General features: G+C 33.3%; 25 protein-coding genes. 19 read left to right on the forward strand and 6 right to left on the reverse strand.

The window, feature by feature from the left end:
* Positions 1-282: 282 nt before the first annotated feature.
* Together ACFSTA_RS18545 and ACFSTA_RS18550 are read left to right on the forward strand one after the other, a co-directional pair.
* Positions 283-942, forward strand: coding sequence for a DUF4386 domain-containing protein (locus ACFSTA_RS18545; RefSeq protein ID WP_377558351.1), 660 nt, complete (start codon positions 283-285; stop codon positions 940-942).
* Positions 939-1,673, forward strand: coding sequence for an NAD(P)H-binding protein (locus ACFSTA_RS18550; protein ID WP_377558328.1), 735 nt, complete (start codon positions 939-941; stop codon positions 1,671-1,673). Before ACFSTA_RS18545 ends, ACFSTA_RS18550 begins: the two co-directional genes overlap by 4 nt.
* A gap of 323 nt (positions 1,674-1,996) precedes the next feature.
* Here ACFSTA_RS18550 and ACFSTA_RS18555 read toward each other — a convergent pair whose 3' ends face one another.
* The 5 genes from ACFSTA_RS18555 to ACFSTA_RS18575 form a co-directional block, all read right to left on the reverse strand.
* Positions 1,997-2,404, reverse strand: a complete 408-nt coding sequence (locus ACFSTA_RS18555) for a bactofilin family protein (protein WP_377558329.1) — start codon at positions 2,402-2,404, stop codon at positions 1,997-1,999.
* Between the two features lie 26 nt (positions 2,405-2,430).
* Positions 2,431-3,345, reverse strand: coding sequence for a peptidoglycan DD-metalloendopeptidase family protein (locus tag ACFSTA_RS18560; RefSeq protein ID WP_377558330.1), 915 nt, complete (start codon positions 3,343-3,345; stop codon positions 2,431-2,433).
* A 34-nt stretch (positions 3,346-3,379) separates the two neighbouring features.
* Positions 3,380-4,621, reverse strand: coding sequence for a polysaccharide deacetylase family protein (locus ACFSTA_RS18565; protein ID WP_377558331.1), 1,242 nt, complete (start codon positions 4,619-4,621; stop codon positions 3,380-3,382).
* A 42-nt stretch (positions 4,622-4,663) separates the two neighbouring features.
* Entirely contained in the window at positions 4,664-5,410 is a 747-nt protein-coding gene (locus tag ACFSTA_RS18570; RefSeq protein ID WP_377558332.1) for a hypothetical protein, read from the reverse strand.
* Between the two features lie 207 nt (positions 5,411-5,617).
* On the reverse strand, positions 5,618-6,421 hold the full coding sequence (locus ACFSTA_RS18575) for a DUF2935 domain-containing protein (RefSeq protein ID WP_377558333.1): 804 nt from the start codon (positions 6,419-6,421) through the stop codon (positions 5,618-5,620).
* Positions 6,422-6,574: 153 nt separating this feature from the next.
* Here ACFSTA_RS18575 and rlmH point away from each other — a divergent pair, with 153 nt between their 5' ends.
* The 17 genes from rlmH (at position 6,575) to ACFSTA_RS18660 (ending at position 22,468) form a co-directional block, all read left to right on the forward strand.
* Positions 6,575-7,054, forward strand: a complete 480-nt coding sequence (gene rlmH / locus ACFSTA_RS18580; RefSeq protein WP_377558334.1) for a 23S rRNA (pseudouridine(1915)-N(3))-methyltransferase RlmH — start codon at positions 6,575-6,577, stop codon at positions 7,052-7,054.
* 195 nt (positions 7,055-7,249) lie between these two features.
* On the forward strand, positions 7,250-7,366 hold the full coding sequence (locus ACFSTA_RS18585) for a hypothetical protein (protein ID WP_377558352.1): 117 nt from the start codon (positions 7,250-7,252) through the stop codon (positions 7,364-7,366).
* A gap of 78 nt (positions 7,367-7,444) precedes the next feature.
* On the forward strand, positions 7,445-8,374 hold the full coding sequence (locus tag ACFSTA_RS18590) for a recombinase family protein (RefSeq protein ID WP_377558335.1): 930 nt from the start codon (positions 7,445-7,447) through the stop codon (positions 8,372-8,374).
* 534 nt (positions 8,375-8,908) lie between these two features.
* Positions 8,909-9,133 (forward strand): hypothetical protein, encoded by a 225-nt coding sequence (locus ACFSTA_RS18595; RefSeq protein WP_377558336.1) that lies wholly within the window; start codon positions 8,909-8,911, stop codon positions 9,131-9,133.
* A 153-nt stretch (positions 9,134-9,286) separates the two neighbouring features.
* Positions 9,287-9,853 (forward strand): hypothetical protein, encoded by a 567-nt coding sequence (locus ACFSTA_RS18600; protein ID WP_377558337.1) that lies wholly within the window; start codon positions 9,287-9,289, stop codon positions 9,851-9,853.
* A 190-nt stretch (positions 9,854-10,043) separates the two neighbouring features.
* On the forward strand, positions 10,044-10,847 hold the full coding sequence (locus tag ACFSTA_RS18605) for a hypothetical protein (protein WP_377558338.1): 804 nt from the start codon (positions 10,044-10,046) through the stop codon (positions 10,845-10,847).
* A gap of 130 nt (positions 10,848-10,977) precedes the next feature.
* Positions 10,978-12,444, forward strand: coding sequence for a type I restriction-modification system subunit M (locus ACFSTA_RS18610; RefSeq protein WP_377558339.1), 1,467 nt, complete (start codon positions 10,978-10,980; stop codon positions 12,442-12,444).
* Between the two features lie 4 nt (positions 12,445-12,448).
* A complete protein-coding gene (locus ACFSTA_RS18615) occupies positions 12,449-13,603 on the forward strand; it encodes a restriction endonuclease subunit S (RefSeq protein WP_377558340.1) in 1,155 nt (384 codons plus the stop codon).
* A gap of 18 nt (positions 13,604-13,621) precedes the next feature.
* Positions 13,622-16,960 carry a DEAD/DEAH box helicase family protein gene (locus tag ACFSTA_RS18620; protein ID WP_377558341.1) on the forward strand — a complete coding sequence of 1,113 codons (3,339 nt, stop codon included), beginning with the start codon at positions 13,622-13,624 and terminating at the stop codon, positions 16,958-16,960.
* A gap of 126 nt (positions 16,961-17,086) precedes the next feature.
* On the forward strand, positions 17,087-17,203 hold the full coding sequence (locus ACFSTA_RS18625; RefSeq protein WP_377558353.1) for a GIY-YIG nuclease family protein: 117 nt from the start codon (positions 17,087-17,089) through the stop codon (positions 17,201-17,203).
* A 268-nt stretch (positions 17,204-17,471) separates the two neighbouring features.
* Positions 17,472-18,638 carry a hypothetical protein gene (locus ACFSTA_RS18630; protein ID WP_377558342.1) on the forward strand — a complete coding sequence of 389 codons (1,167 nt, stop codon included), beginning with the start codon at positions 17,472-17,474 and terminating at the stop codon, positions 18,636-18,638.
* An 87-nt stretch (positions 18,639-18,725) separates the two neighbouring features.
* The gene (locus ACFSTA_RS18635; RefSeq protein WP_377558354.1) at positions 18,726-18,986 is read left to right on the forward strand and encodes an AAA family ATPase; all 261 of its coding nucleotides are present in this window, start codon (positions 18,726-18,728) and stop codon (positions 18,984-18,986) included.
* Positions 18,987-19,316: 330 nt separating this feature from the next.
* Positions 19,317-19,751: a hypothetical protein gene (locus tag ACFSTA_RS18640; RefSeq protein WP_377558343.1), complete on the forward strand. Its 435-nt coding sequence runs from the start codon at positions 19,317-19,319 to the stop codon at positions 19,749-19,751.
* Positions 19,711-20,244, forward strand: a complete 534-nt coding sequence (locus ACFSTA_RS18645; RefSeq protein ID WP_377558356.1) for a hypothetical protein — start codon at positions 19,711-19,713, stop codon at positions 20,242-20,244. Before ACFSTA_RS18640 ends, ACFSTA_RS18645 begins: the two co-directional genes overlap by 41 nt.
* Positions 20,214-20,357 (forward strand): hypothetical protein, encoded by a 144-nt coding sequence (locus ACFSTA_RS18650; RefSeq protein ID WP_377558355.1) that lies wholly within the window; start codon positions 20,214-20,216, stop codon positions 20,355-20,357. Before ACFSTA_RS18645 ends, ACFSTA_RS18650 begins: the two co-directional genes overlap by 31 nt.
* Positions 20,358-20,449: 92 nt before the next feature.
* Positions 20,450-21,088 (forward strand): DUF1643 domain-containing protein, encoded by a 639-nt coding sequence (locus tag ACFSTA_RS18655; protein ID WP_377558344.1) that lies wholly within the window; start codon positions 20,450-20,452, stop codon positions 21,086-21,088.
* Positions 21,089-21,223: 135 nt separating this feature from the next.
* On the forward strand, positions 21,224-22,468 hold the full coding sequence (locus ACFSTA_RS18660; protein ID WP_377558345.1) for a hypothetical protein: 1,245 nt from the start codon (positions 21,224-21,226) through the stop codon (positions 22,466-22,468).
* A gap of 281 nt (positions 22,469-22,749) precedes the next feature.
* Here ACFSTA_RS18660 and ACFSTA_RS18665 read toward each other — a convergent pair whose 3' ends face one another.
* On the reverse strand, positions 22,750-23,094 hold the full coding sequence (locus ACFSTA_RS18665; RefSeq protein ID WP_377558346.1) for a phage integrase SAM-like domain-containing protein: 345 nt from the start codon (positions 23,092-23,094) through the stop codon (positions 22,750-22,752).
* Positions 23,095-23,170 lie beyond the last annotated feature (76 nt).

Genomic DNA, 23,170 nt, shown 5'->3' on the forward strand with positions numbered 1-23,170 from the left:
CACAACAGCGAATGCCCGCATCCACCTAAATTGACCATCGGGTATTCGCTGAAGGTTAAGTGTAATGCCGGACTCAGGAAAAGATGCCTTGCTATCGGCTTTTAGATTGTTATAATGCTGGGTTTTCAGTGATAGTTAGGCAGTCTATGTGAACACAGTTGAAATCATACATCAATATGGAAAGGAACCTTGAAAATACATAGTTTGGCCATATATTGTTTTTTGAAAAAGGAGTGAATAATCATCAAATCAAACAGAAGAATAGCGATCTTTCTAGGGCTACTGTTAATATTCAGTTTTGTATTTGGAGTACTTAGTTCTGTTCCTACGTTAGAACATCCAAATTATCTTGGAAAATTAGCAGAGATCGAAATGCAAGTTTTAGTTGCAATATTTTTTCAAGCTGCAATGGCCATAGTATATGTACTGATAACGGTGTTGTTTTATCCTATAGTTAAAAAATACAACAAAAGTCTCGCGGTGGGATACTTCGCTTTCAGGATTATTGGAGCTGGATTTCTTTTTGTCGGTATTGGCTCTCTTCTTCTTTTATTAGGGTTGAGTCAAAGTTTTGTAGCTGCTAGCCAAGCCAATTCATTGTATTTTGAAATCATAGCGGAATTGCTTAGACAAGGCAGAGATATTCTGAATCACATAGGAATGATATTGCCATGGAGTATTGGCGGCTTAATACTTTATTTTTGCTTATATAAAATTAGACTTGTTCCAATGTGGTTATCGATATGGGGTATTATTGGTTACACACTTAGTCTCGTGTCTACGTTTCTATTGATGTTGAATATCATAGCACTAATGAATCCAGTCTACTTCATCTTAAATGCGCCAGTAGCCTTATGCGAACTGCTTTTAGCAATATATCTAATAGTCAGAGGGTTCAATCCTATAGAAATAACATGTAATGAAAACGGAGATAAAATATGAGAGTATTAGTTCTTGGAGCAAGCGGTGCTACCGGTAAACAAGTCGTTAGGCAATTAATCAAAAGACAAATCAATACTCGGATTCTCATCAGAAAAAGTGCAGTTCTTTCCAAAGACATACAAGAAAATCCATTAGTTGAAATCATGAAGGGGAATATCAATGAATTAAATGATTCTGAGATGAATAACCTTCTACGTGATTGTCATGTCATTATCTCCTGTCTTGGTCACAATGTTACGCCCAAAGGGTTGTTTGGTAAACCTCGTTATTTGGTATTTGATGCAATAAAACGAATCAGTGAGACAGCCAAAAAAAGGGCTGACAAAAGGGTGAAACTCATACTTATGAGTACAACAGGTTATACGAACACTTTATCCAGAGAGAAAAATTCTATGGGAGAAAAAGTCATTCTTTCATTACTAAAGCTTTTACTTCCTCCTCATCGTGATAATGTCAAGGCTGCAAATTATTTGATTACCGAAATTGGTAAAGAGGAAGAAAAGGTAGAATGGGTTGTAGTACGACCCGATACATTAGTCAACAATGATGAAGAAAGCCCATATGAAGTTTGCGAATCTCCGGTAAGAAGCCCAATATTCAATGCTGGTAAAACAAGCAGAATTAATGTAGGTCATTTTATGACTGAACTAGTGACAGATGATACAATATGGAAAAAATGGCAATTCAAAACTCCGGTGATTTATAATAAAATCGAAACAAAGAATACATAATCATGACGAGAGTGCCTTCGCTTTTAGGTATAGGTGTAAGTTTAAATTAAAGTCGTACCGTTTATAAAGGAGATGTATCGTTTTGCCCCTTTGGATATGGTCTAAAGGGGTGTTTTAATAGTAGAACATCTGAATTGAAAGATCGATTAAGGAACTGTCGAGTAAACAATAAGTTGTTCCTTTAAAGGAATATGACTTTCAGACAAATTTGGATTAATTTTAGGTGCGAAAAAAAGAAAAACAGGATTTTTAATAGGTAATAAATAAAAGAGCTGCACTAAACGTATTTTCATCTCGTTTAACAAAGCTCTTTAAGTATAAAACTAGCCATTCACAACTTCTTTCTTAGGCTCTTCGGTTTTATTTTTCTTCTGCTTGCTCTTTGATTCTACTTCTTCAATCGTACTATTTCCGTTAAATACACCACCATCTTCAATTATGATGCCTTTAGATGTGGCACTACCTGTTAATTTTCCGCTTGGCTGGACATGAATCTTCTCGGTAGTAATGACATCTCCTTTAACTTCACCAGCGATTACAATGTTCTTTGCTTTAACGACTGGTTCAACATAGCCATCTTTACCAATGAAGACATCACCACTACAATCCACTTCGCCATGGACCTTTCCGTCAATTCGTAAGCTTGTTGGGAGCTTAATCTTTCCTTCTATGACCGTTTCCGTACCAATAATTGTTTCAATAATTTTTTCATTCTTATTTCCTTTTAACATAAATACAAAATCCTTTCCAAAATGGACTATTTACTTATATCACTAATATTTAAGTAAGTATTGGGGTCAACTGGCTCCCCGTGTTTCACAATCTCATAGTGAAGGTGTGGTCCAGTACTTCTGCCAGTACTTCCTATTGAGCCAATTAATTCTCCTTTTTTTACTTTATCCCCTTGTTCCACCTTTATTTCTGAGAGGTGACCATAAATCGTTTGATAGGCATTGGAATGACGGATCATAATCGTGTTACCGTATCCTCCATAATATTCGGCCTTTATTACGGTACCACCTGCAGTGGCATAAACTGGTGTTCCAAAATTCCCTCTAATATCAATACCGGTGTGTAGTGAATCTGTTCGATTAATGGGATCACTACGCAGGCCGAAGTCGGAAGTAATTTTATCGGGGATTGTTGGCCAAATGGTTGGAATATATTTCAACTCTTCATTGACTTCATCCATTTTAGCAAGTGTATCTTTATATCTGCCAATTAGTTCGGATGATTGTGAATAAGTAAGAATAAGCTCATCCTGACCATCTTTTATGTCTGCTTTGGAAACTGGAACATCAATCCCCCCACTTGGTTCTTCATTTATGGGTAAATCTGTTATGTATTCTTGCAGCTGAGATTCTAATTCGTTTAACTCTGCCATTTTTTGTTCTACTTCTGTTGTTTTTTCTTCCATTTGATCGACTCTAATTTGTAAATCCTCTGCTTTAGACGTTTTTTGATTTAACGCTGTCGCTAGCCGCTCATTTTCTTGTTGTTGATCCATACTCGTCACCATGAAATATGCGAGAAATACAATAGGAATAATAGCCATTATACACATAATAAAAACAGCAATTCTTGGTATTTGAAACCGAGTAACAACCTTATTGGCATCATTTGATAAAATGGTAAAGGTTAGCACACCTAACTTGTGTTTCTTCCTCCTCAATTTGTTGCAAATCCTCCTTTCTTAACAAGACGCTTTATGATTGTAAGTTTACAATTTGTAGGTCTAGCCCCTGTAAGTATTCTATTATTTGTGGTAAAGCATGAATAACTGCTTGAGATTCATGTAATAGGATGATGTCCCCAGATACTTCGGAGTTACGAACACTATCAATTATTTTCTTGGGGTCATTGGATTCCCAATCCTTGGGATCGTTATTCCAAAGCACCATTTTATGGGAATTACGATGTACTACATTTTCGGTATGTTCATTTTTAGATCCATAAGGTGGTCTGAACATAGTAACGTTTTCTTGGGTGATATTTTGTATCAGCTCGCTTGAAAGCAAGAGTTCATTTTCCTGGTTCTCATATGAAAGTGTTGAAACATTCACATGATGCATGGAATGACTACCAATGGCGTATCCATTTGCATGAATTTGTTCAACATAGTCCGGGTGTTTTTTCACGTTACTACCAATAAGGAAAAATGTACCGCCAACATTGTATTCCTGTAAGATATTCATGATCTCAATGGAAAATTGTGATGGGCCATCATCGAAAGTAAGTGCAACATAGCCCTCTGGAAGACTATATGTCGTTTCCTCATGAAGTTCTATAAAAGGAATTTCAGGCTGAAGAGATACATCCTCATCTACTACACTAGTATCCTCTCGATCTGGTTCTTCTATTGGTGTAACTTCTATTTCATCTACTAACATGTGTTGGGCGAGTTCATCGTTGTTTGCTTCTGTCTTTTCCCAGTATGCATGACTTGAATAACCAAAAAGCAGTGCAGATATCATGGTGATTGCAATAGCGGTCACCCAAGTGAATCTGAGGTTTTCCTTCTTCGGTAAGTCGGCATCTGACTTCATTCTATCATACTGTTCTGGTGGTTTATCTAATAGACTCGTAGACAAAAACGATAGGTTGTCCACATCATTCACTTCTTGAATAGCTTTAATATGATTTAATTGATCTATGAAATCCTCTGAACAAGTAAACGTAACACGCTCGCTTGTATCTCTGTATGTGCGAGTTAATAGACTTGTATGGTGTTTTTGCAGTGGGTCCCATGAACATTGAAAGGATACCCTGTATTTTACATCCTTTGTAAAATTCGTAACCATTTGTACACTTTCAGCTGTAATTGCATCAACTTCCCAAAACATTTCAACGTGGTCTTGATCTAACAATAATTTAATATGTAAAATAGATTTGTCTACGTTATTTTCAACAGCTATTAGTTCAATAAGCTTTCCACGATAGATTGACATGTTTACCCCCTCTCAAGATGTCAGTAAATTTTACCCTATATATTATTCAGATTCTGATGTACTCGGATTGGTTGACTTTGTAAAAGAAAACGACATGCGTTCTGTAAAGTCATTAATGGTTTGCATTAATTCTGCTTTTTCATCAAGAACTTTTTGATTTTGGTCTGCATATTTTTGGTTCTCTATTTCTAAATTGCGGACTCTTTCTTCCAGTTCATTGATCTGTAACATACTCTGATACTGTGCATTCTTAGATTCTTCTTGAAGCTTTTTGTATTTACTAGTTTCTGTTTCTAACTGGGTTGATATTTTTTCGTATTCGATGTTGGATGTGTTCTGATATTCATTATAATCTTCCAGTAATTGATCATAGTTCATTTGCTTGTGTGTTAAATTATTTTCCAATGCATGGATTTCATTATTCTTTTCTTGTAAAAGTTGATCCTTTTTCACTAGTTCCTGCTTAAAGCGACTAATGTTCTCATTGGCTGTATGTAACTGTTCTTCCAGTCCATTGTTTTTGTATTGCATTAATTGTCGATCTTTGAGCATGTTTTCTAGAGAAACGATCAGATCCAAAGATACTTTATCTTGGTTCTCTTTTGAAAATAAGTCATTATGTCTATTGGAAGTCGTTTCATCCGATCCTTCTTTCGTGTTCATTACTTCTTCCTCAACAAATTCAGTTGCAGTTGTCTGTTCTTCTATATTGTCTTGTTCGATAGATGTTTGATTGGAACGGACATTTTTAAACCAACCAATTCCTTTTTTCTCCGTTTCCTTGGCCACAATATCATCTCCTAAAAGTGTGTTAGATATATTTTCCACTATATAACTTATCGGTACAAAGTCGAAGGATGTCAATAAAAGTCGGCAAATCATTTCTAAATAAAGGGTTTTATTTACCTAATGGGAGCCAAAACAGAATTTTTGTGGGACTATTTTACTAAAAAAATGAGATAATCTCGAAAGCGGAGATTATCTCTTATCATTAGATTATTCAATTGTTCTAGGTTTCGTAGGGTCACAGTCAGGTGGAGATGTATTCGTGGATTCCGCCAGCTTCATCAAGTAATAGCATTCTTCTCGATACATATGATCGGCCATCAATGTGGAAAATGTACTTAAAACCGTGTTAGAGAGTTCCATTTCCTCGACTTCATGGAGGAATGTCTGAAATAATTTCATTTCTACATCTACGTCATCATTAAAACGCTGTAGGGCAGGAAAAGAGGTTATATTCGCACGTAAATATCCGGTCAGTTCCACTGCTTTCAAATAAAATGCATCAAAGTGCTTCGCGAACTCATGACTTTTTTTCTTTAATCGTTGTTCCACCTTATCTAATTCATCATTTATTGCTCCCGCATGCCCAGCAGCATCTGCCAACCAAATTAAGTGGTGATGAAGTTCATGGAATATTGGTGGCGCCTTCCCTTCTTTTAAGTAACTGATTACAAGTTGATATTCCTCTAATTCATTGACCATATGATTAATAAAAGTTGGTGATAAATGAATACCTATATCCCCGTTTAGCTGTCGCTTAATAATCGAGAATTTGAATTTCTTTAAATGTTCCGTAGCAGCCTCCGCTCGTTTGGTAAAAGCAATGACATTATTATTTGATAACGACTTTGATTGTTCTAATAACATATCGAAATGCTCCACAAAATCCTTTGCTACGCTCACATCATTTTCTTCAGAAGGATAAAGTGAATCTCGAATAAATCGAGAGTGGTCTCCTAATACCTGCAACCAAAACTGATGTTCAAATGAAGCACTCGCTAATAAATCTGCCAATTGACATCATCCCCTTTGTTAGTCATCAAGGTAAATATATTCCATATATAAGGAAATTATTATCGTTTATGTAGATTGCGTTGTGGATAATCATTGCAAAGAAGGAGTAATTTGGTAAACTAAGTGTGACAAAATATAAAAAGGACGTTACATATGAATCTAACTATTATATCTGTAGGAAAATTAAAGGAAAAATATTTGAAACAAGGAATTCAAGAGTATTTGAAGCGGTTAAGTGCTTATGCGAAGGTAAATATTATTGAGGTTGCGGATGAAAAAGCTCCAGAAAATATGAGTGATGCAGAAATGCTGGAAGTAAAGAAAAAAGAAGGCGAACGAATTCTTTCTAACATTAACCAGGATACATTTGTTATTACCTTGGAGATCAACGGAAAAATGTTGAGCTCTGAACAGCTGGCTAAGAAAATGGACGAGTTAGCGACATATGGGAAAAGCAAAGTCGCTTTTGTAATTGGTGGATCACTTGGTATTAGCGAAGAAGTGCAGAAGCGGAGTGATTTGGCGTTATCCTTTTCGAAGATGACATTTCCCCATCAGGTAATGCGGTTGATTTTGTTGGAGCAGGTTTATCGGGGGTTTCGGATTATTAGAGGGGAACCTTACCATAAATAGAGGCAAAAAAGGTTGGAGATATGGTGGTATTTTATCATTCGATTCGTTATTTGGAATGATATTTTCATCAAGCCCATTTGATTCACGGTAAAGAGTGTGGATTAGCGTAAAAGTCTTTGATACATTTACTTCAGATAAATCGAAATCGAGTTCGATTTTATCAACAATGCGAGTACAGAGGATCCAAAGTCTGATATTTTTGTTCATGTTATGGCATTATTTGCTGAAATTGAAAGAGAGTTTTATTCATTTAGAACTAACGCTGGAATGGAAAAAAGGCAAAAGAGGGCCGCTTTTTGGGTGGGGAAGTAACTGGTTATGAAAGCAGTAATAAGGAACTAGTATTAATTCCCGAAGAGGTAAAATTAGTCAAATACATTTTTAAAAAGTATGCTAGAAAACTGGAGTTATAAAAGGATTGCTTCTAGCCTAAATACGCAAGGAATTAAAACTAAACGGGATAAAGAATGGACAGTTAATGCTGTTAGAACGATTTTAGAGAATCAGGTTTATATAGGGAATACTAAATGGCAGGGTAAGATAAGAAAAGGACAACACAAACCAATCATTGGGGAATTATTGTGGTATAAAAAGGAAGAAGTAATGAAAATTAGAAGTTACATTCCAGAAAAAATACATCCTGGATCCTATCCACTTAGTGAATTACTTAAGTGTCCCCAATGCGGGGGGCCGATGGTTCAAGGAAACAGTAATCCAATGTACAAATATTACCAATGCAGTAAAAACAAGAACAGTGGTAGTAGTGTGTGTTTATCAAATCTAGTTAAAAAGGAGTATGTTGAGGAATATGTACTTCAGGATTTCTTAAATCAACTTAAGAAAAAAGTATCTCCAAAGGCTATTTATTCTGTTACTCAGTCGATATTGGGCTACGAATTAAACCCACTAGAGTCGGAAGCTAGCAATCAAGAAAAACAGATAGAAAAGTTAAAGAATGAGATGTTTAAAGCAATGGATGATTCCGCTAACCCAGATTTAAATTTGGATGTTGAGATGATGAATTCATCTATAGCTTCTAAACAGGAAGCAATATATAAGAAGAAATCGAAACTTGCTAACATTAATAAGCAAATAGAGTTAAAGCAAAATGATAATCTTATGGATATCATAGAATACTCAATTAAAAACTTTGAAGATTTTTACCAGACACTTTCTGATGAAGAAAGGAAGATGTTTTTCCATTCTGTAATTAAAGAGGTTCATGTAACTAAAGGAAAAGGAACAAAAGATCGCCGCATTAATGATGTTATTTATCATTTTGACTTAGAGGACCTTAACTGTTTAGCTGAAGTGGAGTAATTGAGAATCTTATTTTATGCACCTGCTTTGGAAAACTGCCTTGATGAAACATAACAGTCATCTAAATAACTCTAGGCAATAATTTTTAACGGTAGAAATTGGTATATATCTTAACTTATTGTATAATAATGAAAACTACAGCGACTCAGATACGATTAGTACCAAGATGCTTATCATGATTTGTAGAAATTCGTAATCTGACATGAGAGGCTATTCCCTTCATAAAGGGAATAGCCTCTTTTCTTTAGAACAAGTAATTGCATCATGATAAACTTAAAATATTTTCTGTTATCCTGTTTTAAATGTTGAACAATAATTTAGATGTGTCTAAGAGAGTTTGATTAACTAGTGATATACCGGTGATAAATCTGTAAGATTCATCCCTTGTATAGACAATTAGCAAAAAATAAAGGAAGTAATATCCCAATTGTCTAATTTTGTAAAAGTATTTTATTAGTAGATTTAGCTTTTGCTAAAAGTATTTATTAATCTAATTCGGAATTTTAGATGAAAATATGAAGGAGAGTGTTATTAATGCTTAAAATTGGTGATCAAGTAATACATGAAGAGTATGGAGGTGGAGAAGTGGTCCATATTAATGGGGATTGGATTACGGTTGCTTTTGATAAGAAAGTTGATTCATCCTATGGTGCAGAAACGGACCAATTCTATTATCGAGAATCAGAGGAGACGCGCTTTAAAGAAGTGCTCTCAGCTGAGCTTAAGAGCGTCACAATGAGATTGATAGATAAGACTTAATGGTAAAACTCAATAATATTGACTGTATAGTTGATTGATTTTTAACGGAGGGGACTAAATGGATGATATAAATGAATATCTTGATTATAAAGTACAACATTCATATCTTGTTAGAAGAAAAATGGAAAATGATATAAGTAACACGTCACGTTTGTGAAAGAGTTACTTTATTCAAATGATAATAATACAAGGTTAAGGGATATTTATGAAGAAAATTTTTATGACTCAACAATTCTAGACTCATTTGATTATGGACTATATGGAAAAACAAAAAATGGTGATTATATAATAAGGTCGTTAATATACAAAGGCCTAAAACTGATTTTTGTTGTTAGTCCTTTTTCAATTATTCTAGTAAACTATGTTCCGGTACATGCGGAATTTACAACAACTGAGAGTGTTTTCTTCGCAGGTTTAAAAAAAGAATTGCTTAAAATTTTTATCTGTCCTTTATCTTTAGAGGGTCATAGCTTCAAATGCATAAACACTTATGAGCCTTTTTATAATTTTTGTAATGACTATTGTGATGGTAGGCTATCAATTGAGAATAACAGATTGTTTTGGAAGGATATTAACCAATATATAAAATATGGGCCAAATAAGGGTATATACGATGTTATTCAATCTGATTCTTTATCATTAATCTATAAATATGAACGTAAAAAATCAGATCCTTCTTTTAAGGTTTATAATCCAGGTATTAGAATTCCTAAGGATTGAGTTCTACGAGTTTTAAAGAAGGTAGATTGCATGGGCAATATTACCAGAGCGATTATGCTGTAATTGCTTAATTGGATGAATAGTTTTCGAAAATAAGTTTATACACATTTCTTCCAATAAAAGTGCTACGTTTTTATTAAAAGGCATTGAACCTATAGGTGTTTTATAGCCTTATTAAGGAGAGAAAAGAATGTCAACTTATAGATGTAGTCTTAATGTAGACTTAATAGAAAAAGTTAATGAAATGATAGTTGAAGAGCACAATTTATTTTCTAAATATAAAGAAGTAAATGGTGTGTTTATATGGAATAAAATCTCAGCTTTACTATCGAGATTAGTTGATTTAACAAGGTATTTAAATAGTGAAAAGATGATTATTGATACAGAAGATGATTTTTGTCAGTTTAGATTTATGGAATTAATAAATTATGCGGAACAAATAAACACATTTGTAACTGAACTCTGTAATATTTTTAATCTAGAAATTCACAAAATGAAAACTCCTAAGAGGATATTCCCCAATATAGGTAATGAGATATCTAATGATGATCGGTATATTAAATATTTGAGGTCTTTAGTCTCAATACATCCTACAAATACAAATAGACACACTAGATATGGGTATCAATCAGCAGCTGAATATTCACCTTATGTTAGAAAAGGTAGTTCTTTTAATCACATACTTATGCTAGGGAAATCAAAAGATAATGTAATAATTAATAGAGAACACAATTTGGAAGATCAATTTGTAGCTAGGGTTTATCATAGCGAAATTAAGGATGTTGAAAATGATGAGTTAGATGAATTAAATAATATGTTAGAGAACAATGTTATCTATAAGGAAGAATATGAAAGTTTAGAGATCTCATATAAGACTAAAAATGATACGTATATTTTCATACATCCGGAAGACATAATTGAATATATATCACAAAGATATAATATATTGAAAGATTTAGAGGTTCATATTCAGGGTTTATTATTAGTCAACTAACAATTTATCTGTAGTATGAAATATATAGAAATTATGATAAGAGCAAAGTACTAGTAATTCAACATTGGCCATTTATAATAATAGTTTATAACTGTATAATGAACGTAATAGTGCAATAGGAGGAAATTACATGATTACAGGTGAAATTAGAAATAGAGTAGATAAAATATGGGAAACGTTCTGGACAGGCGGGATTACAAACCCGTTAACTGTTATTGAGCAATTTACCTATTTACTTTTTATAAAAGGATTAGATGAAACGGAAACAACAAAGGAACAAGAAGTAGAGTTTCTTGGAATTGAGCATGAGGGAGTTTTTCCTAAAGATAAACAGCATTTACGTTGGAATAGATTTAAACAACTTGGTTCTGCAGAAGAGATGTATGATGTTGTCTCAAATGAAGTGTTCCCATTTATAAAAAATTTACATGGTAAAGAAGAATCAGCTTATTCGAAGTATATGGGAGATGCAACTTTCTTAATTCCAACACCCAATATGTTGGCTAAAATTGTAGATGGTATTGATAATCTACCACCAACAGAAGATCGAGATGCACAAGGGGATTTATATGAGTATCTTTTATCTAAAATTGCAACTTCTGGAACGAATGGTCAATTCCGTACACCAAGACATATTATTAAAATGATTGTGGAGTTAATGAAGCCAACACCTGAGGATATTATTATAGATCCAGCTATGGGTTCAGCTGGTTTCTTAGTTGCTGCAAGTGAATATTTACGTGACAATCATAGTGATATGTTTCTCGTACAGGGGTTAAAAGAGCATTATCATAACACAATGTTTTATGGTAATGACATGGACAGGTCTATGCTTAGAATTGGAGCTATGAATATGATGCTTCATGGAGTAGATAATCCAAATATTGATTATCGTGATTCTCTTGCTGAGATTAATAAGGATAAAGAGCAGTATACGTTAGTTTTAGCGAATCCACCATTTAAGGGATCATTGGATTATGAATCGGTATCTAATGGACTATTGAAAATTGCTATGACGAAGAAAACCGAATTATTATTCTTATCCTTGTTTATTCGTATATTAAAACCGGGTGGACGTGCGGCGGTTATTGTACCAGAGGGAGTTTTGTTTAGAGATCAGAAGGCTTATAATACTATTCGAAAAGAGATTATCGAGAATCATAAGTTAGAAGCTATTATTTCAATGCCTAGTGGAGTGTTTAAACCATATGCAGGGGTTTCTACTGCGATATTAATTTTCACAAAGACTGGAGCAGGTGGCACTGATAATGTATGGTTCTATGATATGAAAGCTGAGGGTTTTACTTTAGATGATCAACGAAGTCCTATTGAGCAGAATGACATTCCAGACATAATCCAAAAATTTAACAATCTGGAAAGAGAAAAAGAACGAACTCGCAATGACCAATCATTCTTTGTTCCACTTGAAGAACTTAGAGAAAATAACTATGATTTGTCTATAAATAAATATAAAGATATTGACTATGAGGAAATTGAATATGAAACTCCAGAAAGAATACTCAATAAAATAGATACTTATGAGCAAGAAATAATACAAGGATTAAAAAAACTTAAAGAATCAGTAAAAGGGTTGTGAGAATATGTCCATTACTTATAAAAAGTTAGGGGATATAGCAACATATATAAATGGTTATGCATTTAAACCAAAGGACTGGGATTCTAAAGGATTGCCAATTATAAGAATTCAAAATTTAACTAACACATCCGAAAAGGTCAATTATTTTAATGGTGAGATTGGTGAGAAGTATATTGTTAAAAAAGGGGACATTCTTATTGCTTGGTCCACAAGTCTAGGTGTTTATGAATGGAGTGGAAATAATGCATTATTGAATCAGCATATTTTTAAAGTGGTTTTTGATAAAGAAGAGATAAATAAACAGTACTTTAAATTTATGGTTAAAAGTACTTTAGATAGAGCCTTACATTTCCTACATGGTTCTACTATGAAACATATTACAAAAAAGTATTTTGATAACTTATTAATACCTTTTCCTCCATTAGATGTTCAACAGAAAATAGCTAATACTTTAATATTAGCTCAAGATTTAATAAACAAACGCAAAGCTCAGATCAAAGCTATAGACCAATTAATACAAAGTCTGTTTTTAGAGATGTTTGGAGACCCGGTTATTAATAATAAACATTGGGATGTAAAAAAGTTGTCTGAAACTGGTGAACTAAAAAGAGGGATGTCTAAACATAGACCTAGAAATGCCCCAGAACTTTTAGGTGGCCCATATCCTTTGATACAAACTGGAGATGTTTCGAATTCAGATATTTATATTAGAGAGTATCATCAAACGTATTCAGAACTCGGTTTAAAACAGAGTAAAATGTGGCCAGCTGGGACATTATGTATAACAATTGCAGCCAATATTGCTAAAACAGGTATATTAACTTTTGAAGCCTGTTTCCCTGATAGCGTTGTAGCGTACATTCCTAATAAAAATATGTCAAATTTATATGTTCATTTTTGGTTTAAATTTCTTCAAAGGATTATTGAAGCGAAGGCTCCGGAGTCTGCACAAAAGAATATTAACCTCAAAATATTAAATAATTTATATATTCCAGTTCCGCCAATTGAAAAGCAAAAACATTTTAAAATCCTGGTAGGAGAGATTGAACAACAAAAAGAAATCTTTAATAAGAGCTTAGTAGAGATGGAAAACAAACAAAATTCTATTATACAACGTGCCTTCAGGGGAGAATTATATAGAGAAGAATATGGTCAATAACCAAAGGGGGGGATATTCGTGTCAAACTTTAAATTTCTTAAGGAGAAAAAGCAATATAGAGATTTTACGAATGCTTGTTTAGAAGCAGAAAATGCTTTAGTAGTTAGTCCGGCAGTTAGCGCAATACAATCTCGCCGTGCTCTAGAGTTAGCTGTAAAGTGGGTATATAGTTTTGACAGTGCAATAAAAGTTCCCTATCAAGACAATCTTTCAAGTTTAATCCACGACCGGAACTTTATAGGGATTATTGATGAAGAGTTATTGCCACTTATAAAGTATATAGTGAAGTTAGGTAATGTGGCCGTTCATACGAATTCACCTATTAAACGTGACGAAGCGGTTCTTTCCCTTCATCACCTATTTCAATTTATTGCTTGGATTGATTATTGTTATTCGGATGAATATACTGCTGGAGAGTTTGATGAATTAATATTACCTATTGGTGAGGAAAAACGTGTTCGTCCAGAGGAATTAAAAGACCTCTATGAACAATTAAGTTCAAAGGATAGAAAGCTTGAAGAGATTATGAAAGAGAATGAATCTCTTCGTGTAAAAGCAACAGAAAAACGGAAACAGAATACAAAGGAATATAAATTCCAAGTAGACGAGCTAAAAGAGTTTGAAACGAGACTTAAATACATAGATATAGACTTGAAGTTAGCAGGTTGGGAGTTCAATAATAATATTGAAAGAGAATATCCTGTTGAGGGAATGCCAAACAATACAGGACAAGGTTTCGTGGACTATGTACTTTTTGGAGATAATGGTAAACCTCTTGCAGTCGTTGAAGCAAAAAGAACATCAAAGGATCCGAAAGTAGGAAGACAGCAAGCAAAACTATATGCCGATTGTCTAGAAAACATGACAGGTATTAGACCAATCATTTTCTACACAAATGGTTTTGAAACATATATCTGGCATGAACCATACCCACCTCGTAAAGTTTCTGGATTTTATGATAAAGATGATTTGAGTCTGCTTATGAACCGCGGAACGATGAAGCGGCATTTAACCGATATTCAAATCAATGATGATATCAGTAATCGTTATTATCAAAAAGAAGCTATTCTTTCAGTATGTGATGCTTTAACACGTAACCAAAGAAAAGCTTTGTTGGTTATGGCAACTGGGAGCGGAAAAACAAGAACAGCGATTTCCTTAGTGGATGTTTTAACTCGTCGCAACTGGGTGAAAAATGTTCTATTCCTAGCTGACCGAAAAACATTACTCTATCAAGCATATCGTAACTTTAATAACTTACTTCCAAGTTTGACGCTTTGTAACCTCCTAGATAATAAAGACAACCCAGAAGAAAGCCGAATGGTATTCTCTACATATCCAACGATGATGAATGCCATTGATGAAGCAAAAAGAAAAGATGGAAAGAAACTATTCACGGTTGGTCACTTTGATCTCATTATTATTGATGAATCTCACCGTAGTATTTACAAAAAGTACCGTAGTATTTTTGATTATTTTGATGGCATTTTACTTGGTCTGACTGCTACACCGAAAGACGAAATTGATAAAAACACATATGAAGTGTTTGACCTTGAGAATGGTGTTCCAACTTATGCCTATGAGTTAGATCAAGCGGTTGAAGATGGATACTTGGTAGACTACCGTACAATTGAAACGAAGACCAAGTTCTTAGAAGAGGGTATTCACTATGATGATTTATCAGAGGAAGAAAAAGAACTTTTTGAGGAAACTTTTGATGAAGAAGAGGACCTAAAGGATATTGATAGTTCTGCATTAAATGAATGGCTATTTAATGACAATACGATTGATAGGGTCTTAATAGATTTAATGGAAAAGGGCATAAAGGTAGAGGGTGGCGACAAAATCGGTAAAACGATAATCTTTGCCAAAAATCACGCTCATGCCGAAAGAATATCACATAGATTTGATACGCTCTTCCCTGAGTACGAAGGTAATTTTGCTAGGGTCATTGATTATAGTGTGAACTACTATCAAACACTTATTAATGATTTTTCGGAAGTAAATAGGCTGCCGCAGATTGCCATTTCTGTAGATATGCTTGATACAGGCGTAGATATTCCGGAAGTTGTTAACCTTGTATTCTTTAAGAAGGTTCGCTCAAAGTCTAAGTTCTGGCAAATGATTGGGCGAGGAACAAGATTATGTCCAGATTTGCTTGGAATAGGAGAAGACAAAACGCATTTCGTTATCTTTGACTACTGTGGAAATTTTGAGTTTTTCCGTGAAAATCCTAAAGGTATGGATAGAAAAGTAGGTAAGAGTCTCACAGAGAAACTATTTAATTCAAAAGTTGATATTATCCGTGAGGTACAAGGAACAGATTATCAGACAGATGAATACATTGGCCATCGTAATGAACTAGTGAATGAAGTAACCAGAGATATATTAGCGCTAGATAACGAAAATTTCCGTGTTAGACAACATCTTCAATATGTTGAAAAGTTTAAGAACCGCAGTAATTGGCAGGTACTTTCTGTTCTAGATACCAATGAAATAAAAGATCACATTTCACCAATCATTGTTCCATTTGCCGATGATGAATTTGCTAAACGTTTTGACTTGGTTATGTATACGATTGAATTAGCCAAACTACAATCGAACAACGCAACAAAGCCAATTCGTAGTGTTGTTCAAACAGCAGAAGCATTATCGAAGTTAGGTACTATTCCACAAGTATTAGAGCAAAAACCAGTAATTGACAAAGTATTAACAGAAGAATTCTGGGACAGTGCGGATATATTTGAATTAGATTCAGTCCGCGCGGCATTAAGGGACTTAATTAAATTCATTGAAAAAGAAACACAAAAGATTTACTATACAAATTTCGAAGACCAAGTTATTGAAGTAAAAGAAAATGGCCCGATGTTCCATGTGAATGACTTACAAAGTTATAAGAAAAAGGTTCATCATTACTTAAAAGAACATAAGGACCAAATGGCGATTTATAAACTGAATCATAATAAGCCATTAACCGCAAAAGATGTAGAAATGCTGGAAGAAATACTTTGGAAAGAACTTGGTACGAAGGAAGACTATGAAAAGGATTTTGGTGAAACACCAATTACAAAATTAGTTCGGCAAATTGTTGGACTAGACCCACAAGCAGCTAATGCAGCTTTCTCAGAATTTTTATCCGAAAACCGTTTAAATCTAAGTCAAACTCGGTTTGTAAAACTTATAGTAGATTACGTTGTCAAAAACGGTACCCTAGATAAAAAAGTGCTACAACAAGAGCCATTTAGAACGGTTGGTAGTATTGTGAGTTTGTTTAAAGATAATATGGGTGATGCGAGGGAAATACTTGGTATAATAGATGAAATTAATCGGAATGCGGAAGAGATAACGGCGACTTAGTAGAATAATAACAACTGGTAAAGACACCTTGATTACTGTAATTTGGGGTGTCTTTATTAAGTTGACAATCAAACAATAAAACTAGAAAATGGGTGGTTAGAAGATAAACTGGCTGTTGTATACATAATATTTAACAAAAATAATAGTCAAGCTCTTTACGTGGGAAGAACAAAAAATCTTAGGCAAAGGCTTTATTATAACCATCTACAGGGGAATAAACCTACTGCAAGACTTAAAAAGTAGCTTGTGGAGGACTTAGAATGATTCCCAGAAATTAATAGTTATCAACAGGCCCAAGGATTGGATGAAAGGTAACTGTTATTTTAAATATATCGACGTTAATGAACTAAGGGAAAGAGGACATGTTGAAGGTTATGAGAAGTATCGTTGCGTTTTTTGTCAAATAAAGTATTTTCTTCAGTTACAGTAATAGTTGCCTAAAAGAATAAAGTGTTAAAAACGTTTGTATAAATATTAATTGTTATTTATAGAAAAAGGAGGAGAAAAAACGATGATAGATATTCAATACGACATATCTTATGAAGTAAAATTAAAGGTTAATAAAATGATAGATGAGATAACAACTTTTTTTATTCAACTATGCGAGGGTAGTAGAGATTTTGAAGTTCATTTACAATATATTTTCCCTTCTTTTTTACTAAGGGATGATTTTAATAAGTGTAAAGATATTGTCTATGATATTCGTGATTATGCTAATGATGGATTCTTACATAACTTAAAACCAATATATGAATATGCATTATTTCACTTATTTCAATGGTTTATAGATGTAACGGATGAAGAGGAAAGGAATATAATTGATATCTCCAGTCTAAAAGCCAAGAGTGAAGATGATAAATTCATAATCCAAAATCTAAATAATTTAGAAGCTTACCAACACTTTTTATTTAGTGATCACGACTTTTTAGATGTTGATAACTTTTTAAACATATATTTTGTAGCGCCTAAAGCGATAAAACCATTTAATATTGATCTTAATGAATATATTGATTTAATGCCAGGTGATATAAAAAAGAGATATTTACAAACAATTGAAAAAGAAGATCTTAAAGAAGATATAAATATTGAAGAACTTATAGTTAGAATAATTCATACAGCAATTAAACAAAAGGAAAATGATTCTAGAAGATTAATGAAAACTACTGAGACCCAATTAAGTGATGATATTGCTCATATTTTACAGGCTATTTTAACTGATAAAGGGGTAATTACAGCCCGAGAGCAACCAAGTGGATATGCCCTAAAGAATATTGGTGAACTTGATTTTTTTATTTATTCTCAACAAAATTATACCTTTAATCCAATAGCTGTTGGAGAAAATAAAGAATGGGGTAATTTTCAAAAACAATTTAAGCAATTGATAGGATATATGAAAGAGGATATTGATTTTGGTTTCACTATTCTGTTTAATAAATCAACTAGACTAGAAACAATTCTAAAGAAGAGAGAAACTTTTTTACAAGATTTTCATGTTGAATTTAATGGTGAGAAACATTTTGAAACTATTGAAATAATAAAAGGCTACAATGATATTAATGAAATTCTGATAACAACACATAAGAATTCAGAAAATAATACTCGTTTTAAGATATATCATTTTATTGTAAATGCTTATAGACCTGAAAGAGAAGAGTCTGCTAAACAAGCAAGAATATGAGGGATAATGGATTAACACACCATAAATTTTGGAGGTTTAGAATGTATATAGAAAAAATATACATCAAAGGTTTCAAGAAATTTTCCAATTAACTTTAACAAAAATATAAATGTATTAATAGGTCAAAACGAATCAGGAAAAAGCACGGTCTTAGAAGCAATTGATATTGTGCTAAACCAAAAATATTTCATTAAATCAACAGGTGTTTTTGAGCAATTTTTCAATTTAGAAAATGTAAACAAATATAGACTTAATCCTAGAATCGAAAATCTACCTAAAATAGAAATTGAATTATTTTTAGGTGATAGTGATGATATTTCTAATGCATATTTTAATGGGTTGCATTAAATGGGTGGTAGTGGCTGGCCAAAAGAACCACCAAATTACATAGCATTCAGGTACGATGGAAAGCTCCAATCAATACACCATATAGAAGGATATGATGTTTCAACAAACCCGTACAATATTATACCTGAAATGCCGGATAGGGAATGGGAACCACACTTTATTTATACCCTAGGTCCTGTAATTAAGCGTCAAGACTGGAAAGATTTATCCAAGCGGTAGAGTGTGGTGTCATTTAGATACATTGCTGACATGCGATAGTATTTCAGAAGCCAGAGACCTTACGAAGAAAAGAATGGAGTAGATCGACGTCTATAATAGGAGTTGTGGAAAATGATTAAACTTACTATAGATCAAATAAAACTTGCAGAACAACTTTTAATAATGGTGATGAAAAAGGAACCAATAGTTGAATATAAAGAATTAGGTGATAGGATTTCACCACCAATGTTTCACCGACAGGTTCCTGGAAATATTGAGGTTATTTCAAAATTATGTTATCAGCTGGGATTGCCGTTTCTTTCAACAAAAGTTGTAACAAAAGGAATAAATGTGCCAGGAGAAGGGTTTTATAAACTTTACACACAGTATTTTCCTGAAGCAAAGAAGCTCACTCCTAATGAAGTATTTAGTGAGGAACTGAAAAAAATCAGAGAATGTACAAGATGCTTTCTTTTTAAGAGAACTAAAAGAACGAGACGGTATCTTTTATTTCAGAAAAGTTGGGATGAATGCACCAAATGGTTCTCTAGTACTCTTTCAATTTGATAATTTAATCATTGCCTCAGCAGGCCTTCAAAGTATTGAAAAATTTGAAATGCCAGAAGAACAACAATATTATGGTGCCTACAAATTCGATATAAATACGGTAAAAGTCTTTCAACCTATTACATTAGCAGAGATAAATAAAATTGATAGCAATATCACTCGTTTTTCACAATCGAAGCAAGAAATTAATTCCTCTCTGATGTCTGAAATTCAAGAACTTATTCATAAAAAGCAAAAGGGACTTATAGCAGAAGAATTACCTGTATATGAATCTCAGAAACTTAAAGAAGGAGCTAAGAAACAAGTTTTAGTTAATTCATATGAAAGAAACTATAAAGCAAGACAAATTTGCATTGATTATTATGGTTGTTCCTGTTCAGTTGCGGCTTTGATTTTGCAAAGTTTTATGGAGACGAATTCGAAGGTAGAATTCATGTTCATCATCTTAAAGCTCTATCTGAAATTAATGAGAAGTATGAAGTGGATCCAATAAATGATTTACGTCCGGTTTGTCCAAACTGTCATTTAGCTCTTCACTCAAAAGTAGGAGATAAGCCGTATGGTATTGAAGAGTTAAAAGATAAAATTAACCGAACAAAATCTTAAATGGACGAGAGAGTAGGGAATATTTATGGGCATTAACTATAACCGGTGTCCATGAATCAATTGATTGTGATTAAGTTATTAAAACTGGGGGGATGAATGTGTGGTTTGAACAGCTGGCTAATAGTAATAACTTATCTATTCAAACAGGTTCATATGAAAGTATATTAGGAAAAGCAATATTCAATACAAATGGTACACGTCGGTATTTTTTAGAAAAACGGTGGGAGCAAGGCGGAAATATCCTTACTGCTATTATGATGAACCCAAGTAATGCAGCTCATAATCAAACAGATGACACGGTTGATCAATTAATAAATGTGGCAAGAGTTCAGCTTGGTTATAATGCCTTATATGTTGTGAATGTTTCTAGTATTATTGATGGTTCAAGTAGCAAATTAACAAAGGAGCAATTTGCTTATGAGCCTATTAATTGGAATTTTATCTCTGGAGCGGTTTCACATGCGAATGTCATTTTTCTCGGATGGGGGATGAAAGGACAACAAGGTATGCTTAAACATCAAGAGAGTAATTCTGAATTAGTAAATGCTTTTAAAAATGTATCAAGTAAAATATATTGCTATGATGTGTTGAAATCAGGGGATAAAAAATTTGTTAACAAGCCTATATATTATGTACCTCACCCACGTCCGATCTTTGAAAAAGAAAAATATTGTGAGTCTCTTATACGGCCTATGAAAGACCATGAATTTATACAAATATTTGTTAGATGACATCTAGCCCTACATTCAAATCTTGGTCGGAAAACTTGTCCGAAGTAAGGAAGTATCACTTATTAGTACTTTTCAGAATGTTTATTGATTTCCGTGTATAATATATCTAATGAAAAGAACGAGGAGATAGTTTAAATGTCTGAAGATAGGATGTTAAATAACTCAAATGAAACTAATGAAATTGTTGTCACTAACAATATAGGCGATGAGCTTTCTTTGGAAAAATTAACTGATGATAAATTGAAAGCAAAGAAAAAATACTGGGAGGTCTTTGTATCTGACTTGTCATTGGTGACGGGGAATGTTTCACAGACGGCATTACAAGTTGCTAATCAAGGAATGACTTTAGGTCAAATTGCAAAACAAGCACCTAATGGCTTGTTTACTGCAACTGCAAATCCCACCAATTTGTCTAAATTTGCAAATGGAACTACATCAACAATGGTGCGAGATGCGTCGGGACGTTTAGTGAAGCACGCTGGTTTTGCTGACGTTGGTTTAAGGGCTTCAGTGAATCCGGCCATTTATCTATCGGCAGGAATGCAAGTGATGTCAGCTGTTTCAGGGACATATTATTTGCAGAAAATTAGTGCTCAAATTTCAGATATGGATGCGAAATTAGAAGAACTTCAAAAATTTCATCATGATACAAGCATTGGGCGTTTGATTGCAGCTAGAAAGAGTTTGTCTGAAATTGCAAATAGAGAATTTGTTGATACTACTGATTTATCTGCAATTAGGAACTATAAAAAAACTGCAGATGAAATTCATGAAGAATATATATATCGTTTAAAAAGACAAAAAAGTGAGGATAAGAAACTTTCGGATATTAATTTTACAATTTTGATTGCTTTTGAGGCTAATAAATTATCTTTGTTTGCAGAACTAATTGAGATTGGAACAAGAATGAAGATCGGTGGTCAAATAGAAATTATTAATGGATTAACAAGCCAATTGAAACAAAATTATACTAATAGTTTTTATCATAATAATGATTTAGAAGTTGAGAAGATTTATTCAAAGATACAGCAGCGGAGTAGTAACGAATTGGTTGAAAAAAATATAAAATTTGAAAAATCATTAGATAAATTAACTGATAATTATATTTCTACTGGTTGGGGCATTCTACCTGAAATTGGAATCAAGATGTTTGTTGCTGGAAAAGCTAATAGAGATGTTAATAAAGCAAAAGAAAAAGTTGAGTTAGAAAAGAAAAACTTGAGCACAGTAAAAAAAGGTATGAAACAAAACAAGGAGAGCGATGGAATTGATAATATTATTGATGAAGTCGTTAAACTACAATATAAAGAAACAGAAATTCTGTATATTCCTATCGAAAATAACAAACAACGAGTATTTGTGCCAATTGAAAATGAGTAAAATGTTTGAGTTCCCCTGAAATTAGGGGGTTCATCATTACGCAAAATTGAATTTATCCGTTTCAGTATCATTACTCTATCAAAACACACGTAGTGTATGAAATTGATGACGGGTTAGAGCAAAAAAGGCATCGGTAAGAGTAGTTTACCAATGCCTTCTTTGCCTCTTAAATAACCACGGTGAGCCGTACCATAAATAGAGGCAAAAAAAGTTGAAGATAAGTTGGTATTTTATCATTCGATTCGTTTTTTGGAATGATATTTTCCTCAAGTCCATTTGATTCACTGTAAAGCGTGTGGATTAGAGTAAGGGTCTTGGATATACTGTCCATGTTGGTTGAGTTTTTTTGTAAAATCAATTTGGATTAGTTGATCCTCCATAGCATCTTTTACACACGACTTTACATGTCCATGTACTTTAGCAACAGTTTCTTTCGCTTTATTACTCCCAAACCAATTCAGGAACTTCTGATAATCATGTCTTTTTATATTTTTAATTGGTGTATCCAAAAAATATTCATTAACTGCTCTAAGTGAGTATTCATAGTGCTTCAGTGTAGTTAAGCTTACTTGAGGTATAAATGTCAAGTTAATTATGTACAGTTTTGACTGTTTAAGAATGTACAATTTTAATCATTTTCTTTATCTAAATGATCTTTGATTCTGTAAGAATCACCTATGATATTTACCACTGTGGCGTGGT

It is taken from the genome of Ornithinibacillus salinisoli (assembly GCF_042684965.1).
In the GTDB taxonomy this organism is placed as follows: domain Bacteria; phylum Bacillota; class Bacilli; order Bacillales; family Amphibacillaceae; genus Ornithinibacillus; species Ornithinibacillus salinisoli.

Bases quoted from the DNA above. Each gene is read 5' to 3' on its own strand.
- ACFSTA_RS18550 (WP_377558328.1), top strand. From the start codon at position 939: ATGAGAGTATTAGTTCTTGGAGCAAGCGGTGCTACCGGTAAACAAGTC.
- ACFSTA_RS18555 (WP_377558329.1), bottom strand. From the start codon at position 2,404: ATGTTAAAAGGAAATAAGAATGAAAAAATTATTGAAACAATTATTGGT.
- ACFSTA_RS18565 (WP_377558331.1), bottom strand. From the start codon at position 4,621: ATGTCAATCTATCGTGGAAAGCTTATTGAACTAATAGCTGTTGAAAAT.
- rlmH (WP_377558334.1), top strand. From the start codon at position 6,575: ATGAATCTAACTATTATATCTGTAGGAAAATTAAAGGAAAAATATTTG.
- ACFSTA_RS18590 (WP_377558335.1), top strand. From the start codon at position 7,445: ATGCTAGAAAACTGGAGTTATAAAAGGATTGCTTCTAGCCTAAATACG.
- ACFSTA_RS18595 (WP_377558336.1), top strand. From the start codon at position 8,909: ATGCTTAAAATTGGTGATCAAGTAATACATGAAGAGTATGGAGGTGGA.
- ACFSTA_RS18605 (WP_377558338.1), top strand. From the start codon at position 10,044: ATGTCAACTTATAGATGTAGTCTTAATGTAGACTTAATAGAAAAAGTT.
- ACFSTA_RS18610 (WP_377558339.1), top strand. From the start codon at position 10,978: ATGATTACAGGTGAAATTAGAAATAGAGTAGATAAAATATGGGAAACG.
- ACFSTA_RS18615 (WP_377558340.1), top strand. From the start codon at position 12,449: ATGTCCATTACTTATAAAAAGTTAGGGGATATAGCAACATATATAAAT.
- ACFSTA_RS18630 (WP_377558342.1), top strand. From the start codon at position 17,472: ATGATAGATATTCAATACGACATATCTTATGAAGTAAAATTAAAGGTT.
- ACFSTA_RS18640 (WP_377558343.1), top strand. From the start codon at position 19,317: ATGATTAAACTTACTATAGATCAAATAAAACTTGCAGAACAACTTTTA.
- ACFSTA_RS18645 (WP_377558356.1), top strand. From the start codon at position 19,711: ATGAATGCACCAAATGGTTCTCTAGTACTCTTTCAATTTGATAATTTA.
- ACFSTA_RS18655 (WP_377558344.1), top strand. From the start codon at position 20,450: ATGAATGTGTGGTTTGAACAGCTGGCTAATAGTAATAACTTATCTATT.
- ACFSTA_RS18660 (WP_377558345.1), top strand. From the start codon at position 21,224: ATGTCTGAAGATAGGATGTTAAATAACTCAAATGAAACTAATGAAATT.